The 18,073-nt window shown below is 36.1% G+C and carries 16 protein-coding genes; 10 read left to right on the top strand and 6 right to left on the bottom strand.

Annotated elements, in window-relative coordinates:
* Nucleotides 1–12: 12 nt before the first annotated feature.
* The 3 genes from AC1Z3T_RS04240 to AC1Z3T_RS04230 all read left to right on the top strand — a co-directional run bounded on the left by AC1Z3T_RS04240 (nucleotide 13) and on the right by AC1Z3T_RS04230 (nucleotide 4,458).
* On the top strand, nucleotides 13–1,200 hold the full coding sequence (locus AC1Z3T_RS04240; protein ID WP_004830390.1) for a vWA domain-containing protein: 1,188 nt from the start codon (nucleotides 13–15) through the stop codon (nucleotides 1,198–1,200).
* 403 nt (nucleotides 1,201–1,603) lie between these two features.
* On the top strand, nucleotides 1,604–2,812 hold the full coding sequence (gene trpB / locus AC1Z3T_RS04235; RefSeq protein WP_042085606.1) for a tryptophan synthase subunit beta: 1,209 nt from the start codon (nucleotides 1,604–1,606) through the stop codon (nucleotides 2,810–2,812).
* A 212-nt stretch (nucleotides 2,813–3,024) separates the two neighbouring features.
* Nucleotides 3,025–4,458, top strand: a complete 1,434-nt coding sequence (locus AC1Z3T_RS04230) for a molybdopterin-binding domain-containing protein (RefSeq protein WP_483396469.1) — start codon at nucleotides 3,025–3,027, stop codon at nucleotides 4,456–4,458.
* Nucleotides 4,459–4,538: 80 nt separating this feature from the next.
* On the opposite strand, the gene AC1Z3T_RS04225 is transcribed toward AC1Z3T_RS04230, so the two are convergent.
* The 3 genes from AC1Z3T_RS04225 to AC1Z3T_RS04215 all read right to left on the bottom strand — a co-directional run bounded on the left by AC1Z3T_RS04225 (nucleotide 4,539) and on the right by AC1Z3T_RS04215 (nucleotide 5,907).
* Nucleotides 4,539–4,970 carry a CBS domain-containing protein gene (locus AC1Z3T_RS04225; protein ID WP_004830393.1) on the bottom strand — a complete coding sequence of 144 codons (432 nt, stop codon included), beginning with the start codon at nucleotides 4,968–4,970 and terminating at the stop codon, nucleotides 4,539–4,541.
* 147 nt (nucleotides 4,971–5,117) lie between these two features.
* Entirely contained in the window at nucleotides 5,118–5,495 is a 378-nt protein-coding gene (locus tag AC1Z3T_RS04220; RefSeq protein ID WP_004830394.1) for a DUF2750 domain-containing protein, read from the bottom strand.
* A 178-nt stretch (nucleotides 5,496–5,673) separates the two neighbouring features.
* Nucleotides 5,674–5,907 carry a hypothetical protein gene (locus AC1Z3T_RS04215; RefSeq protein ID WP_004719607.1) on the bottom strand — a complete coding sequence of 78 codons (234 nt, stop codon included), beginning with the start codon at nucleotides 5,905–5,907 and terminating at the stop codon, nucleotides 5,674–5,676.
* 223 nt (nucleotides 5,908–6,130) lie between these two features.
* On the opposite strand from AC1Z3T_RS04215, the gene AC1Z3T_RS04210 reads away from it, so the two are divergent.
* Together AC1Z3T_RS04210 and AC1Z3T_RS04205 are read left to right on the top strand one after the other, a co-directional pair.
* Nucleotides 6,131–6,490 (top strand): hypothetical protein, encoded by a 360-nt coding sequence (locus tag AC1Z3T_RS04210; protein ID WP_004830396.1) that lies wholly within the window; start codon nucleotides 6,131–6,133, stop codon nucleotides 6,488–6,490.
* 260 nt (nucleotides 6,491–6,750) lie between these two features.
* A complete protein-coding gene (locus AC1Z3T_RS04205; RefSeq protein ID WP_005032035.1) occupies nucleotides 6,751–7,077 on the top strand; it encodes a hypothetical protein in 327 nt (108 codons plus the stop codon).
* A gap of 10 nt (nucleotides 7,078–7,087) precedes the next feature.
* Here the strand turns inward: AC1Z3T_RS04205 and AC1Z3T_RS04200 are convergent, their stop codons facing one another.
* A complete protein-coding gene (locus tag AC1Z3T_RS04200; protein WP_483396468.1) occupies nucleotides 7,088–8,698 on the bottom strand; it encodes a M16 family metallopeptidase in 1,611 nt (536 codons plus the stop codon).
* Between the two features lie 13 nt (nucleotides 8,699–8,711).
* Complete coding sequence (locus tag AC1Z3T_RS04195; RefSeq protein ID WP_151779770.1) at nucleotides 8,712–10,073, bottom strand: M16 family metallopeptidase; 1,362 nt, start codon at nucleotides 10,071–10,073, stop codon at nucleotides 8,712–8,714.
* 210 nt (nucleotides 10,074–10,283) lie between these two features.
* On the opposite strand from AC1Z3T_RS04195, the gene ftsY reads away from it, so the two are divergent.
* From ftsY to AC1Z3T_RS04170, 5 genes are all read left to right on the top strand, one after another.
* Nucleotides 10,284–11,393 carry a signal recognition particle-docking protein FtsY gene (ftsY, locus tag AC1Z3T_RS04190; protein ID WP_151962122.1) on the top strand — a complete coding sequence of 370 codons (1,110 nt, stop codon included), beginning with the start codon at nucleotides 10,284–10,286 and terminating at the stop codon, nucleotides 11,391–11,393.
* 413 nt (nucleotides 11,394–11,806) lie between these two features.
* Nucleotides 11,807–12,400: a nitroreductase family protein gene (locus AC1Z3T_RS04185; RefSeq protein WP_004830401.1), complete on the top strand. Its 594-nt coding sequence runs from the start codon at nucleotides 11,807–11,809 to the stop codon at nucleotides 12,398–12,400.
* A gap of 590 nt (nucleotides 12,401–12,990) precedes the next feature.
* Nucleotides 12,991–15,153, top strand: coding sequence for a malate synthase G (locus AC1Z3T_RS04180; protein WP_288381047.1), 2,163 nt, complete (start codon nucleotides 12,991–12,993; stop codon nucleotides 15,151–15,153).
* Between the two features lie 178 nt (nucleotides 15,154–15,331).
* Nucleotides 15,332–15,952 (top strand): 2OG-Fe(II) oxygenase, encoded by a 621-nt coding sequence (locus tag AC1Z3T_RS04175; protein ID WP_004830403.1) that lies wholly within the window; start codon nucleotides 15,332–15,334, stop codon nucleotides 15,950–15,952.
* Nucleotides 15,953–16,058: 106 nt separating this feature from the next.
* Nucleotides 16,059–16,724: an SOS response-associated peptidase gene (locus AC1Z3T_RS04170; RefSeq protein ID WP_419319489.1), complete on the top strand. Its 666-nt coding sequence runs from the start codon at nucleotides 16,059–16,061 to the stop codon at nucleotides 16,722–16,724.
* A 9-nt stretch (nucleotides 16,725–16,733) separates the two neighbouring features.
* Here the strand turns inward: AC1Z3T_RS04170 and AC1Z3T_RS04165 are convergent, their stop codons facing one another.
* Nucleotides 16,734–17,198: a MarR family winged helix-turn-helix transcriptional regulator gene (locus AC1Z3T_RS04165; RefSeq protein ID WP_004830405.1), complete on the bottom strand. Its 465-nt coding sequence runs from the start codon at nucleotides 17,196–17,198 to the stop codon at nucleotides 16,734–16,736.
* Nucleotides 17,199–18,073: the final 875 nt, after the last annotated feature.

The following is an 18,073-nucleotide window of genomic DNA, read 5'->3' as shown; positions in this document are numbered from 1 at the left end:
GGAGATCGCCATATGTTTGTGCGATTATTTTATACCCTCAGAAAATATGGTGTACCTGTATCTACCCGTGAATTGATTGATCTCAACCAAGCGGTGAGTGAGGGCTTGGTGTTTGCTGATCAAGATGATTTCTATCAATTGGTGAAAACGGTCATGGTCAAAGATGAGCGCTTCTTTGATAAATATGATCGTGCCATGAAAGATTATTTTGAAGGAATTCACACCTTTGATATTGATGATTTGCTCAGCAAAGTTCAAAAACTGCCAAAGGATTGGTTTGATTTAGAGCTACTTGAAAAGCATCTGACACCTGAGCAACGTGCTGAATTAATGAAAGCAGGTTCGCTTGAAGAATTGATGAAAATGTTGGAAGAACGTTTACGTGAACAACATAAAAAGCATCAAGGTGGTAATCGAATGGTGGGTACTGGAGGTACTTCTCCGTTTGGTGCTTATGGTGATCACCCAGAAGGTGTTCGAATTGGTGGACCAAGCCGCAAAAACTCAGCAGTCAAAGTATGGGAGCAGCGTAAATACCAAAATTTGGATGATGAGCAAATTTTAGGTACACGGCAAATGCAAATGGCTTTACGTCGGTTGCGTAAGTTTGCTCGTCAGGGTGCTGCTGAAGAGTTAGATATCAATAGTACTATTTATGAAACTGCTAAGCAGGGCATTTTAGATGTACAAATGGTCCCCGAACGGCGTAATCGTATTAAAGTTTTGATGCTATTTGATGTGGGTGGCTCGATGGACGCTCATATTGCACAATGTGAAAAATTATTCAGTGCAGCAAAAACAGAATTTAAAACTTTAGAATATTTTTATTTTCATAATTGTTTATATGATTACGTTTGGAAAGATAATCATCGCCGTTCTTCTACACGAATGAACACATGGGATTTGTTTAATACTTATGGTAAAGACTATCGTGTAATTGTTGTTGGTGATGCCAGTATGGCACCCTATGAATTAAAATCGGTGGGCGGTTCCGTTGAATATATGAATGATGAAGCTGGTGATGTCTGGTTACGTCGTTTACGTCAACATTTTGAAAAAACAGCGTGGCTGAATCCAGAAGAACAGAATTACTGGCACTACACGCAAACCATTGCCTTGATTAAGCAGATATTTGAGGACCATATGTTTCCAATGACCCTTAAAGGCATCGAGGATATGACCAAGTATTTGTCACGATAAATTTGGGATCGTATCAAAGGCTAGCTTGTTTTTTGGGTTGGTAAAAAAATAGCATCTGAAGTAGGCTAAAATTGCGCATGAGATGTATATGGCGTGAGACATGAAATACAACAATAGTGAAGCTATTTTTAAATTTCATGTCGATGCCTATGATCGTCTAAGATAATTTTAGCCATAGGCAGAGCAAGAATAACGCAAGGTCGAGCTTGTAGCATCAGGTGTCGTGAAGACTAAAATGGTTCTACGATGGGCTTGTTGCCTTGTGAAATAATATTTTTATCATTTAGAATAATTCAATTTCGTAAGTTGTGCCGTGTATGAGTTAAAACATTGAGTCGAAAATATTGCAGAACTGTCAATAGACCCACTCATTCAACGGCTTATATTTTAATGAGGGATAGATATGGATCATCAAATTAATGGTATTGCACTGCCAAATGAACAAGGATTTTTTGGTGAATATGGTGGTCAATTTATTCCACCACATTTAAAAGCGGCAATGGACGAAATCAACATTGCTTATGAAGAAATTCGTCAAACTGCTGAATTTCAGAATGAGTTAGCGGATTTATTTGCCAATTATGTTGGTCGCCCAAGCCCTTTATTTTATGCCAAACGCCTTTCTGAGCAATTGGGCGGTGCACAAATTTATTTAAAGCGTGAAGATTTAAATCACACTGGCGCACATAAAATTAACCATTGCTTAGGTGAGGCTTTACTTGCCAAGTATATGGGTAAAACCAAAGTGATTGCAGAAACGGGTGCGGGTCAGCATGGTGTAGCCTTGGCGACTGCTTGTGCACTTGTAGGGATTCCATGTGAAATTCATATGGGACAAGTCGATATTGAAAAAGAGCACCCAAATGTTGTCAAAATGAAAATTTTAGGCGCTAAATTGGTTTCAGTTACGCAAGGTACGGCAACATTGAAAGATGCGGTAGATAGCGCATTTGATGAATATTTAAAAGATCCACAAAACTTTATTTATGCGATCGGTTCTGTGGTTGGTCCACACCCATTTCCAAAAATGGTACGTGATTTCCAATCTATTATTGGCAATGAAATTAAAGTTCAAGCACAAGATCGTTTTGGTGCTCAACCCGATTATGTGGTTGCCTGTGTAGGTGGCGGTTCAAATGCAATTGGCGCATTTACGGCATTTTTAAATGATGCAGAGGTTAAACTGGTTGGTGTGGAACCTGCTGGTCATGGTTTGGATACTCAACAGCATTCAGCAACATTGACTTTAGGAAAGCCAAGTCAAATTCATGGTATGGCTTGCTATGTACTTGAAAATGAGCAGGGTGAGCCGTTGCCTGTGCATTCGATTGCGTCAGGTTTGGATTACCCTGGTGTTGGACCACAACATAGCTTTTTGAAAGATTTGGGACGTGTGGAATATTCAACTGCGACTGACCAAGAATGTTTAGATGCATTTATGATGCTGTCCCGTGTAGAAGGTATTGTACCGGCATTGGAAAGTTCACATGCTGTGGCTTGGGCAATTCGTGAAGCACCGAAATTACCGAAAGAAATCAAAATTGTGGTCAATCTTTCTGGGCGTGGTGATAAAGATGCAGACTATGTTGCTGGCCGGTTAAATCTCAACTGATTTAAAATTCAACAATCTAAAACCTGGCTTCGGCTGGGTTTTTTATTTATCTGTTATCATAATGAAATTATTGAACTTTATTGGAGAAAAAGAGTTTAAACGACGCCATTAGCATAATTTATTTGATATGTAAATTATATCAAATAGCATATTTTTAATAAAAATCATTGAAGCATCATCGCTTAATTTTATAACATTGTTGAGTTATTACATTGGAAATCAGAAACCGTAAATATATAAATTATAATTTATGGCAGCAAGAGCATATTGCTCAAGTCATGCCTATTTCAAATTTAACAGAAAAAATTTCCTTAAAAAATTGTTTAGGTAGAAAGCTTGCAGAAGATATTTATGCTAATTCAGCACATCCGACTGTAGGATTATCAGCAATTTATGGGAAGTTTTTGAATATTCAAGATGATATTACTACTGTAGAACAGTATAAAGAAATCGAAACGATACATTTCTTTCGAAATTTAATGAATGGGGAAAATCCATTTGCAATTAAACAGACAAACACATTCCTATCTGATATAGCTCCATATATGAAAATAGGAGATATAGCAAATACGGTGATACCCTTAGAACAACATTTACCTTGGTTTAGAGCAGCTTATCTTAGTCCTGAAAAAGGAGATGTGTTGGCTGATATAAAAAAAGGAACGGGCATTGTCAATATTGGGGCTGACTACCAAGAGAAAGATTTAGTTTTAAAAAAAGATGATATTATTACAAATTCCAAAAAAGCCTTATTAAGACAGGCTGGCATAAGTGAAATAAAGGTTTATAAAAAATTAAGATTTGCTGTGCTATGTGTAGATTATGACCTCGAAAATTTGAATAAAAATTTTGAAATGGAATATATTCAAGATTGCATGCAAAGTTGGGGTTTTGATTTTGAAGTAATTAAAATAAAACCATTCAAGAATGTCCCGCTAGATAAAAAAACTACGGATGACAGCATTGCGACTAGTTTTGAAACTTATTTAAACAATATTCAGCAGGTGACCCAAAACTATGATTATATTGTTGCGTGCGGTTTAGCAGATCATCGTTTTTTCAATCAATTGGGTTTGTTTAGATCTCTGAATGAGTTAAGAAGACTATATTCTCAAGGTGAATATAATCAAAAAATTCAATCGTCTGGCAATCATTTCAGATTATTTTCAGGTGATTTAAGAAACCCAGTATGCCGAGAAGAGGTAAAATTCTACAATGAACAAGGACGTTTAATTGTCCAAAGGACGATGAAGTATGAAGATAAAGCGTTGATGGGCTATATCTCAGGTTATATTCTTGACATCATTGTAAATATGCATTTATTGGTAAAGCCAACAATATTGCAACGGATGTACCTAAAACCATTTTTACCTGAATGGAAAGTAGGAGTATTATCCCATGATTATAGTTTTGATATTGACCGAGAGTATAAATACAAAATTTTATGGGCTTATGTATCACGTACGGCTTATGATGAAAGGTATAGAATTGTGACCAAAGAGATTCCAGAAATTAAAATAATCAATGTAGAAAATGAACGTCCTGATATGCTGAATTTCTTTAAAGAATGTAATTGTTTTATTCCAGTATTAAATGAAGATCATCAGTTAAAAGCAGGTGATTATTTTTATTATCTAGAAATTTGAAAAATGATTGAAATATTCATTATGATTTATAGTTATTGATCGTATAGCCCTTCATTTGAAGGGCTATATCTATCTTTTTCTTAACCTGAAATATATTGTTGTAATTGTTCAATTAATTTTCTTTGATCTTCCATTGTGGCTTTAACAAGATCACCAATAGATACAAAACCAACTAATTTTTCTGCTTCAATTACCGGTAAGTGACGTAAATGACCATCGGTCATTAGACCTAAACACTGCTCGACAGTATGGCTGCGTGTTACAGATATAACTTTGGAGGTCATAATCTCAGCAACAGTTGTATGATCTGAAGTACGCTGCATAAGGGCAATTTTACGCGTATAGTCACGCTCAGAAAGAATGCCGACAACTTTGGTGTCTTCTGTGACTACGACAGCACCAATACCTTTGTTTGCCATAAGTGTAATGGCTTCTAATACAGTGGCAGAGGGGGAAATCGTGTAAATTTCGTGACCAATTTTATCTTGGATGACTTGTGCTACTGTCGTCATAATTATTCTTCCTTTTCTTTGGTGCTGATCAATCTGCACCTCTTTAAATTAACTGTATTTTCTAACTTTGCAAATACTCTACAGTCACAAAATATAAAGTTTATTTTTTACAACATTTTGAAAACATCAAAATATACTGCTTGTTCTTTACGCCGTTTGAAATTGAGCGGTATTGTGAAAAAAGAAATGATCCATTTGAGTGGTTGATAGTTTGAATTTCCGAGATGAAGAATTAAATAATGCAGGCATGATGTTCAAGCGGGTAAGCGTCGGCAATAAGGATTCTCTAAAGTCTTTTGGTGTTATTTTGCGTGGTGTATAGTGAGGCCAATGAATCTTGGCATACTGATGTGCTTGAACCGCATTGAGCCAAAATGGGAAGTAGACTTCTTCTGAGGCTGATTTCATTGCCCATCCTTCATGATAAAGCCCCCAAAGTACACCACAATACATCAGTGATTTTAGAATAGAAATTTTAATAAACAATTCGTTCGATATTGGTTGGAGGTGGATATACTTCTTCATAGTCGATAGTCTGTTTATGTACCAGTGTTATTGTAATAGAAATACATTTAAGAACTGTGAGTACTTTATAGTGAATCGTAAGCATTTATTAAAACAATAAAGATTGTATCAAATGCGTAAGTATTTATTAATCAAAAAATCTTTAGGCATTAAAAAACGCCACCTAGGTGACGTTTGCTTATGCTTGCATCGTGGCCATCTTTTGCCAGTACTGCGCTTTTAAAGAATCACGTTCTACGCGGAAACCTTGGTAGTAAAGTTCTGCAAGAAACATTGCTGCTTTACCATGTCCAGCTTTTGCTGCATCTTCTAATGCTTTTACTGCTTCTACAAAGTTCATTTCACATTGGATTGTGTTTACAGCATCCGCATATACATGTTCTAAGTCTTGATGAGAGATTTGGTGAATCATAGGTAACTCCTTATTGTAATTATGATCTTTTAACATAGCTCCCCATCGGAGCTTATACTTAACTAATCTAACTTAACTTTATTAAACTAATATTACAGTTTGCGTTACTTGTCAAGTATTTTGAAATCTACACTTGACGAAAATAAGATTACATGATTAAACATTAAACAGAAATAATATTTATTAAAATCAATATGAGAATTAAGACAAAGGGAGAGCAAAAATGACAAACACGATAGATGGCTTTACTTTTGATGTACCCGCTGCTGAGTCTCAGATTGTTGAATTAGCTCAGTATCATCGTCGGCAGTTGGATGAAGCAATTTATCATCAAGAAATTCATCTTGGTGATTATTGTTTAGCCCAACGAAAACGTGTTTACGATTATACCAGAAATTTAGACCCAGTGCAAAAAAAGAACTTTTACCATGTTTATGATGGGGAATTAAGGCGTCTCGCTGATGATGATGATCTACATCCTGCACATGCTGAAGGCGGTGTAAGTATTTTTGCTGTATGTATAGCTTTAGCAATTATTGCAATCATTCTATATTTTGCATTCTTACGCGCAACCATTCTTTGATCTTTGGGTCTTGAGCTTATTAACAGCTTTATCTAAATTGATCTCATGCCCTTTTCTAAAATAGAAGAGGGCTTTAAATGTATATTAGTCATGGAGCAGTTGAGAGGGTAAAAGGTCATATTGCATGTTCTGGGAGTCAACTCATCTTGTCATAGAGCAAAGACTAAACATCGATCTTTGCAGTGTTGTTCAGATGTCGTCCAGAAAGCGCTATATTTTTATATTCAGAATGATAAACTATCTGTAATTAGAGGTAGTTCATGCAAAAAATCAAAGATTATTTTCAAAAATTATGCTGTTCATTTCCTGTGGAAAAAATCTTGAATTCTTTTGTTGTTGTGATCATCGCACTGATGATTGTTCTTGCAACATTAGCCTTATTGCGTCCAATAAGCCCAGAACAATATCAATATGTGATTCAATATTCCCAACAAGCCGCTTATCCTCAAACCCAAAATATAGCTAAACAATTACAACATCAGGATCAAATCAGTGTTGCTGATTATCTACGTTTGTTGCGAGCTTATCATTTTGAACATCAGCGTGTTAGGGAATATCCTGCTGTGGATATCACTGATCCTGAATAATCTTCAAAAGCTATTTTAAAGACTCCTCTTGAGGGCGAATGGTTTTTTTGATGATCAATGCTGGGATATCTGGCATTGGATTTTTCTCTATTTCGTGAGTTTGACCTGATTGGATTTGAGGATTGGCACCTATATCATCTTTCAGCATTTGTTTAAGTGCTTGTTGATCCAGTGTAGGTGCAACAACAACCAAAGTGAGACGATCCGCGCGGAGATGCTTTTGGATTGCTGTTTGAACCTGCTTGACGGTAATTTGACTCAATTGTTTCTGATATTGGGCTAAATAATCGGCAGGCAGTTGATAAAATCCAATTGATGCAATCTGTGCATTAATATTAGCATTTGAACTAAAGGTCATTGGAAAGGAACGTAGCATCCCTTCTTTGGTTTCCTCAAGTTGCTTCTTTTGTACAGGTTTTTTGACAAAATCACGCAATGCTTGATGTGCAACTTGAATACTGTCCATCAATTGATTTTGTTCAGTTGCATAGTTCAAGCTAAAAAAGCCTTGTGCTAAAGTGGTCGCTAAGGTGCTATATGCGCCGTAGGTATAGCCACGTTTGACGCGAAGTTCTTTCATAAGTACTGAATTAAAACCACTACCGCCAAACATTTGGTTAGCCACTTCTAAAGCTATTCGATCAGGATCACTTCGTTTTACACCTAGATGCCCCATCATGACATTGGCTTGTGTAGAATTAAATGGAATGTAATGAATATTAAAATCATGTTGTTCTTGCGGTTCTGGTAATACTTCAGCTGCTTCACCTTGCGTCATATTTTGGCTAATGGTATTGGCAAGTTGAGTCGCATCAGCAGCAGTTAGATTCCCTGTAATGGCAATATTCATATTTTGAGCGACAAGTAATTTTTGTCTAAATGAACGTAGTAGCTCTGGCGTAATTTTTTTTAAACTGCCGTTGGTGCCAACAGTGGGTTCAGCATAAGGATGTTGTCCATAGAGTGCGCGATAAAAACGGATGTTCATCATTCTGCTTGGATTTTCTTGAATTTGTTTTTGCCCAACTTTGGTATTGTTGAGGATAAGATTTAAACCAGATGGATTAAACTGGGCATGATTGAGTACATGTAACATCATATTGACAGCTGGATTTAATTTTTCCGGATCTGACAATACGCGTAATCTTACGACAAACATATCTCGATATGCGGTTACATTGAATTGTGCACCTAAGCCTTCAAAGGTTGAGGCGATTTCTTTTGCAGAATATTGATCTGTACCTTCTGTAATCAGTTTGGCAGCCATATTCGACATACCAAATAAGCCCTGTCCCAATGCTTGATCTTGAGAAGAACCTGCATTGAATGTCAGTTGAATATCGACGATCGGGAGGTCCGTGGTCGAAACGAATAAAGTTCTGACTTTTTGGTTATTTTCCAAGTCTTGAACAAAAGGTGTTTGATATTGCTGCTGTTTATCTAAATTTTTTAAGCTTTGTAAGGTTGAATTTGCCTTTAATGTGGAATCATCCATCACGTTTTCACTTTCATCATGATTATCGATTTCGACTTCAGCATAGTTGACACTTGAGTAGAGCAAGGTGATCAATACGAGTAATGGTGTTTTAAATGAATAAATAGAGAATAGTTTGAAATTCATAATGCTTCCTTATTTATTCTTTTGAATCTTCGGGTAATAAATACAAACTACTGAGATTGTCTTTAACAAAATAAATATTGGCAATCCGTTTTAAATCCTGTGATGTTACTTTGTCATAATGCTTTGGCAATTCATCCATCAAACGAAAACTTAAACCATTCACTTCTAAGTTGCCAATCATGTTGGCCTGACCGCCAATATCATCTTGGCTGTAGATTAAATTGGAAACGAAGTTATTTTTTACGCGATCTAGTTCGGCTTGATTGACCAATTCTGTTTTAAATAAGTTCATTTCTTTTTCTATTGCTTTCTGCGCATCTGGCAGGGATACACCATCGCTCGGTATTGCCGAAATCATAAATAAGCTGTCACCTCGATTATACGGATCATAACTGACACTAATGGCAGTAAGCACTTTTTTATCGCGAATGAGGCGATCTTGCAAACGTGCTGAAATTCCGCCATCGAGTAAGGATTGAATGATGGTCAATGCATAAGCATCCTGTGGGTTTTTTGCTGTAGCGATAGATTTAACATTCCATGCCATAAACAAGTTTGGAACTTGTACTGGAAGGTGAACTTCCATATGTCGATAACCCATTCGATCAAATTCCAGCACATCATTGCGATCAGGAAGTTCTTTTTTCGGGATTGCTGCAAAATATTTTTCGACTTGTTTTAATGCTTGTTCTGAGTTGACATCTCCTACAATAACGAGCGTTGCATTATTGGGTGTATACCAAGTTTGATACCAATGTTTGAGATCATCTAAACGAATATTTTGTAGATTTTTCATAAATCCAATCACGGGTTGTCGATGATGGCTGGTTGGATAGGCAATCCATTTAAAACGTTCAAAAGCAAGATTACGTGGATTATCATCTGTTCTTTGCCGTCTTTCCTCCATAACGACTTTGATTTCTGGGTCAAAGTCCTGCTGTCTCAACACCAAATTGGTCATTCGATCTGCTTCAAGTTCTAAAGCCAAGGGAAAATATTTTTTAGGATAAAGCTGATAATAATTGGTGTAATTGGTATAGGTTGCTGCATTAGTACGTCCACCATAAATTCGGCTTAACCGAGCAAACTCATCATCTGGAACTTTCTTGGTTCCCTTAAACATCATATGCTCAAGTACATGAGAAATACCGAGCACATTCCCAGATTCATCACTACTGCCGACACCATACCAAATTTGAGTCATGACAATAGGGGAGCGGTGATCTTCGCGGATAATGACTTTTAGACCATTCTTTAGCGTGGTTTCAAAAGTTGTACGTGCAAGTTGACTTTCTGGGGCTGAATGAAGCTGAGTATTGAAAGTATAAGTGCATAAGAATAATAAAGGCGCAATAATAACTTTGGAGTGTTGCATAAGTTGTAAGAATTTAGATTTCAAAATATACACAGATGACCTAAAAAAATTATTCTAAATTTATAACTATTCTTAAAAAATGAATCAGTTAAAGCAAGGCGATCGTGTTGCATTTTGGTTTGCTTGTTTTATCACTGCTTTAACGCTAAAAATGTTTCAATCTATGCTAAACTCATTCTTTTTTAACGCTATGCTTTTCAAGGAATCGGCATGCAAGAACAGCAAAATAAATTCTTGATTGATGCGGATATCGGGGATGACGATGTCACATTACCTAGTTTACCAGCCGTCAATGTGCCTATTATTGAAAATAATAAAGTAGAAATACCGAAAATGGAATCTACTCAAGCTGATAGTCAAGAACAACAGATTGAAGCGACTGAAGAAAAAGCCAAAGGTGGTTTTTTCAGTCGTATGAAAGAAGGTTTGTCTAAATCACGCAAAAGCTTCGCAGATGGTATGGTCAACATATTGATCGGCGGGAAAGAGATTGACGATGAATTGCTAGAAGAAGTTGAAGAACAGCTTTTAGTTGCTGATATTGGTGTCGAAGCGACAAAAACCATTATTGCGAATTTAACTGAGCGTACTGAACGTGGAGATTTGATCTATTCACATTCATTGTATAAAGCTTTGCAAGAAGAGTTGGTGACATTACTTGCACCACGTGTAAAACCATTGCATATCGACCCAAATAAAAATCCATTTGTGATTTTAGTGGTTGGGGTAAACGGTGTGGGTAAAACAACTACAATTGGTAAGCTGGCAAAACGTTTACAGGGTGAAGGCAAAAAAGTCATGCTTGCCGCAGGTGATACATTCCGTGCAGCAGCAACTGAACAGCTTCAAATCTGGGGGGAGCGTAATAATATTGCTGTTGTTGCTCAAGGTCATGGTGCTGATAGTGCGTCTGTAATTTTTGATGCTTTTGAAAGTGCTCGTGCTAAGGGAATTGACGTTCTTATCGCAGATACCGCTGGACGTCTACACAATAAAAGCAATTTAATGTCTGAACTGACCAAAGTAAAACGTGTCATGCAGAAAATTGATGCAACAGCGCCGCACGAAGTGATGTTGGTTGTGGATGCGGGTACAGGGCAGAACGCGATTAATCAAGTAGAAATGTTTGATGAAGCTGTAGGTCTTACAGGTCTAACGATTACTAAATTGGATGGTACTGCAAAAGGTGGAGTGCTATTTAATATTGCCAGTCGTACACATGTACCAATCCGTTTTATTGGTGTTGGTGAAAAAATAGATGACTTACGTCCATTCTCTGCTAAATCATTTGTAGCTGCTTTATTTGAAACAGATAAATGATTGTAGTCTGATTCGCTGATTTGGAAACTCCGCTTGATGCGGAGTTTTTATTTTCTGTTTAAATTTTTGCTTTAAAGTATTTAGCGTGACAGATGCTGAGAATGGATTGATCCGTGTTGAATTAAAGATGATTTTTACCTTAATTTCTTTTGTGGTCTACGCGATAACAATCTGAAGAAAATGGCAACACTATTTTTTAAAATTAACTGCATGGATTTAATTTTTATAAAAATCAAAATATTAATGTGATTTTTGATAAAGCTTTTTTTGTTTAAAAGTCTTTCTATTTCTAATATTGTTCTAAATATAGAACACATTGTTATGTATTTATGCATGGAAACAGTCAAAATCATGCAATAAACTTTGTCTATGTTAAAGAAAACGGCGTATCGCGCCAAAGAAGGATTATCATTATGTCATTTTTAAATCAAATCAAACAACGTCGTACAATTTATGCATTGGGTAAAGATATCAGCTTAGACCAAGCAAAAGTTGAAGAAATCATCAAAGATGCAGTAAAACATAGTCCATCTGCATTTAACTCACAATCTTCTCGCGCAGTAATTTTATTTGGTGATTCACACGTAAAATTCTGGACAATTGTTTTAGAAACTTTACGTAAAATTGTTCCTGCTGAAGCATTTGAAGGAACTGCTGGTAAAATTAACAGCTTTATTGCTGGCGCAGGTTCGGTGTTGTTTTACGAAGATTTAAGCGTAGTGAAAGGCTTGCAAGAGCAGTTCCCACTTTATGCAGATAATTTCCCAGTTTGGGCTGAACACTCGACTGCAATTGCGCAATTTGCAGCTTGGACAGCTTTATCTGAAGCAGGTATTGGTGCTTCATTACAGCATTATAACCCGATCGTGGATGATGAAGTTGCAGAAACTTTTGAAATCCCTGCGGATTGGAAACTTCGTGCGCAATTGGTATTTGGTTCAATTGAAGCACCTGCTGGTGAAAAAGCATTTATTGATGATGCTGCACGTTTCAAAACATTTAACTAAATTTCTATCAGATCGAAGAAATCAAATCTCAAATCTATGTTTGATTGATGTCTGATCTTTGTTTGATCACATTTAACCTGCTTAAGATGCCCATTTTAAGCAGGTTTTTATTTGCGTTGATTTTATCAAATCTTAAAATAAAACAAGCGACAATAAAGTGTCTTCGTTCACTTTAGTGACCCCTTTAAAAGGAGTTGATCATACTTTTCTGATAATCAATGAGCTAAAAATTCAAGCCATAAAGGATCGAACAATTCTTTACATAGAAATATCACTTTACTTTATCGACATTTAGCTTTATTCGTGGCTTAATCTTTGCTCAAGGAAAAAAAGTGTATTAAAAAATGAGTAAATTAGCGTAGATTCAGCACTTTGGTCTAATTTAGACATTTTAAAAAATTTATACACTGTAAATAGCCATTCAAGTTGATGATATTGTCGGATTTCTGATCGTTATTTTTTAAGTTAATGTATGTATTTATTTTAATTAAAATGATCACTATTTAGGAATGTGATAATACTATTCAGCATGGTTTAAATCGGTATACTAGAAACTCTTGTTATAAAAAGTAGCAATATCAGGAAAGACAATGACTGCACGTATTCAAAAAGGCAAGTTAGCGATTGCTAAAGAACTTTACGATTTCATCGAAAATGAAGCACTACCAGGTTCTGGTTTAGACAGTGAAACATACTGGAAAAACTTTGAGCAAGTTGTTGTCGATCTTAGCCCAAAGAATAAGGCGCTTTTAGCAAAGCGTGACGAGATTCAGGCTAAAATTGATGAATGGCACCGCAACAATAAATTTGAACTTGAAGCTTATAAAGCTTTCCTAAAAGAAATTGGCTACTTATTACCAGAAGTAGAAGATTTCCAAATCAGCACAGAAAATGTAGATGAAGAAATCGCATTATTGGCTGGTGCGCAGTTGGTTGTACCTGTGCGTAATGCACGTTACTGCCTAAATGCAGCAAATGCCCGTTGGGGTTCTTTATACGATGCACTTTACGGCTTTGACGTGATCTCTGAAGAGGGTGGCGCAGAAAAGGGTAAAGGCTATAACCCTGTTCGTGGCGACAAAGTTATTGCATTTGCAAAGAACTTCTTAAATGAAACATTCCCGCTTGCAAATGGCTCTCATGCAGATGCAACTCGCTATGCAGTTGAAGATAAAAAATTAGTGGTCACGCTAAAAGATGGTTCAACAACCACTTTAGCAAAAGAAGCTCAATTTGTGGGTTTCAATGGTGAAGAATCTGCACCCGTTGAAATCGTACTGCTCAATAATGGCTTGCACGTAATTATTGAAATTGACGCAAATAGTCCAATCGGTAAAACAGATGCGGCTGGCGTTAAAGATCTTGTGTTAGAAGCAGCAGTAACGACGATTCAAGATTTGGAAGATTCGATTGCAGCTGTAGATGCAGAAGAAAAAGTTGAAGGCTACCGTAACTGGTTAGGCTTGATGAAGGGTACTCTTGAAGAATCTATCGAGAAAAATGGTAAAACCGTTACCCGTAAATTAAACAAAGATCGTAGTCACAAGAACCTCATTGGTGGTGAAACGACACTTCATGGTCGTTCTTTGATGTTGCTTCGTAATGTGGGTCATTTAATGACAAACCCTGCGATCCTTGTAGATGGTGTTGAAATTTACGAAGGCATTATGGATGCTTTAATCACGCCATTGCTTTCTTTTGCGGACATCAAAGGTCAAAACGAAAACAAGAACTCTCGTAAAGGTTCTATGTATATCGTTAAACCAAAAATGCATGGTCCAGAAGAAGTTGCTTTTGCTGTTGAATTATTTGAACGTGCTGAACAAGCATTGGGTCTACCAGCGAAAACTTTGAAAATCGGGATTATGGATGAAGAACGCCGTACTTCTGTAAACTTGAAAAACTGTATTGCTCAAGCAAAAGATCGTACGATTTTCATCAATACTGGCTTTATGGATCGTACTGGTGATGAAATCCATACATTCATGGAAGCAGGACCATTTGTTCGTAAAGGTGAAGTAAAAGCGCAAATTTGGTTCCCAGCATATGAAAACCGTAACGTGATGGTAGGTCTTCAAGCTGGATTACGTGGCAAAGCACAAATTGGTAAAGGCATGTGGCCAAAACCAGATATGCTTTTAGACATGTACAAAACCAAGATCGAGCATCCTGAAGCTGGTGCAAGCTGTGCTTGGGTTCCATCTCCATCAGGTGCGGTGATTCATGCGATTCATTATCATCAGTGCAATGTTTCAGCTCGTCAGCAAGAATTGTTGAAAACTGAAGCTTTACCTTTAGATGATTTACTTACTCCACCTTTGGCGACTGATACAAACTGGACTGAAGAAGAGAAAATCAAAGAGCTTGAAAACAATCTTCAAGGGATCTTGGGTTATGTTGTACGTTGGGTTGACTTGGGCGTAGGCTGTTCTAAAGTGCCAGACATCAATAATGTTGGTTTAATGGAAGATCGTGCAACATTGCGTATTTCATCTCAACATGTTGCGAACTGGTTACGTCACGGCATTGTAACTCAGCAACAAGTTGAAGAAGTTATGCAACGTATGGCAAAAATTGTGGATGAGCAAAATGCCAATGATCCAGAATATACCAACATGGCACCAAGCTTCGATGGTTATGCTTACAAAGCTGCTTATGATCTAGTCTTTAAGGGCGGTGAGCAACCATCAGGCTATACTGAACCATTATTGCATGCATACCGTTTAAAATTAAAAGGTTATACAGGTGATTAATTTTACACTGTAGATTTTAAATCAAACATAAAGCCTCTTCGGAGGCTTTATGGCTTTCTAAAGTGGCAAAAAGACAGTTTTAAGGCCAGAAAATTTGTTTTCGCTGATTCTGGTTTAAGCCAACAACATGAAAACTCTGCTACAATTTAAAGGAGTTAATTATTATGTTGAATTATAAATGACATCAATTCTGAAATTAGATGCGCTGAAAAATGCTGAAGTCGTCACGACACCTTATCCGTTTTTTGTGGTTGAAAATGCGTTGGCAGACAGTGAAGTTCAAGCAGTGATCAAAGACTTCCCAAAAATTGAACAGGGTGGAAGTTTTAATATTGAAGATGTGGAAATTAAACCTAATTTTGATCGTTTTTTAAAATCTTTAGATACACCAGAGTTTCGCCAAATTCTGACAGATAAATTTGATGTTAATGTGATGGAACATCCGATGATGATCACTTTGCGTGGTTACTCTCGACAAAAAGATGGTCGTATTCACAGTGATTCTAAAAGTAAACTATTGACTATTCTGATTTATCTAAATGAATCATGGGATGCACCGAATGGTCGTTTACGTATTCTAAATGACGACAAAGATATCAATAACTATGTCGCTGAGATTGGTGCTGGTCCTGGCTCTTTGGTTGCATTTAAAGTTACTGATAATGGTTGGCATGGCTATATTCCTTATGAAGGGCAACGCCAATCGATTCAAATTAACTTTTTGACCAGTGAAAAAGCCAATGCTAAACATAAGTTTTTCCATGGTTTAAGTGCGAAAGTTAAAAAAATCTTTGGATAGGCTATTTTAGACGGACTTTGGTTAATTCTGAATATATCAGGAGTATTGAGTTAGATCACATTCATAGAATCAAGAGAATGAATGTGATCAACCCATTATCATTTTTATGTGCGCTAATTTTAAACCGATCACAGCCACACAAGTAAAACAACTTGGCTTACCTGCTATTCCTTTTACATATCAACCAGAAGTATTTCCTAGTTTAGAAATGCCATTACTTTTTAACGCTCAAAAAAGTCTTGAGTGGCGTTTGGTCAATTTTGGTTTAATTCCAAAATGGGCTGAAGATAAAGAGGCGGGGAAGCATACTTATAATGCGCGTAATGAAACATTGATGGAAAAACGTAGTTTTACAGAAGCATTAAGTAAATGCCAATTCGGGGTTATTCCCGTTACTGAGTTTTACGAGTCTAAATATGTCAATGGAAAGCCACAGCGATGGGGTGTTAGACGGAAGGATGGTCAGGCATTTTATATTGCAGCATTATACGAAATTGCACGGTTAAAAAATGGTGAAGTAATTCGGTCAGCAACTATGATTAGCATGGATGCTCATTTTCATCCCATGATGAGAGAGTTTCATGAGCCAAGAACAGATAAGCGTTCTGTTGTCGTGATTCCACATCATCGCTTGGATGCGTGGCTGAACTTGAAACAGCCTGATATTTCGAGTTTTATAGAGGGATTTCCTGTGGAGGAGTTTGAATGCTTTTATTGTCCTAAACAACGTAATGACATCAACTCTCCACAGTTAAGTATATTTGATGAATAATTTTCAACATCAATGTGCAAGATTTTTAAAAATAATTTTTAAATTCTCTATGGTTTTTTCAATTTGAAGCGGGGTAAGTCCTTCAAAGGATTGCTCTAAAATTACACCCATTAAATCATTGATTTTTTGGGTTATTTGTTTCCCTTCTTCAGTTAAACAGACGCGTGTAATCCGTTTATCTTTTTTACAAGAATACGTGTCTACCAACCCTTCTTCTTTTAAACGGTAGACAATTTTTGTGGTTGTCGACATTTTAGAGACAATCATTTCGGAAAGCTCAGATACACTGGCATCAGGTTTGGCTTCTAAGGAAACCAATAAACGACGCCGTGAATTATCAACCCCATACTTTTTGAGCACTTGATCTAAGTTTAAGACGTACTGAGCATGGACTTGTGTAACCCAATAATAAGGAAAATTTTCAATATTAAAATTTTCCGCAGAAGGCAGAAATTTTGAATATTTCTTAGTCATCTGAATGTCCCTGTTTTTTTGTAATTATTGCCATATGTTAAGCACTAATAATATTTTATTTCGAATATCTGAATCAATATGTGCGTCACACTTAATGCCAAAAAACTAGAAAAATCGACGAAAAATAGATCCATCTAGAAAATTAACTTAAGTTAAACTATTCCAAAAATACATTAAAATGCAGTTTTTATATGAATAGGTGACAACTTCATATAGCGGAAAATAGTTGCTTCTTCATGCAATTGCTGGATTACCAGTTTCATGTTTTACAGTCTTTATATTGCATTAAAATTTTTTTAAAAAAACTGAATTGATTAGTTACTCTTAAAAAAATCATACTATAATCGACAGTGAACCCCTTTGATTATTGCTAATCAAAATGAAAGATGGTTTAGCAGTTGTTTAAAAAACAATCATGAAGAACTTTGTTCAACGTTGTATTTCCATGATTCAAGCCATAAATTTCAACAATGTTTTGCAACAAAATAGGTTTATTTGTTAAACAAATTAACATCAATTGTTATTATATCTGAAAAATAAAAAAAACCAAGTTGGCTTTATGAAAAATATTGTCGATTGTAGCCAATGAATTTCACAATTTTTTTTATAAATGCATAATTTATCAATTTTCAATTTAAAAAAATCAATAAAATCAACAGGTGAAAAATAATTAAAATTTATCGAAATCTTTGACTATTTTCTAAAGTTATTGAATCTCTTATTGGCAACAGCGCGAAAGCTTGATAATCAGATGTAGCTTTGAAAAAATCGATAATACTTAAAGATTAAATAAATGTAAAAATTTCATGAAATATAATTACAAGTCGTCGATATTGTGCATAATTAAAGTAATTTAGTTGAAAAGGTATCATTCA

It is taken from the genome of Acinetobacter sp. B-6 (genome assembly GCF_056930735.1).
This window is presented reverse-complemented; position numbering and strand designations above follow the sequence as displayed.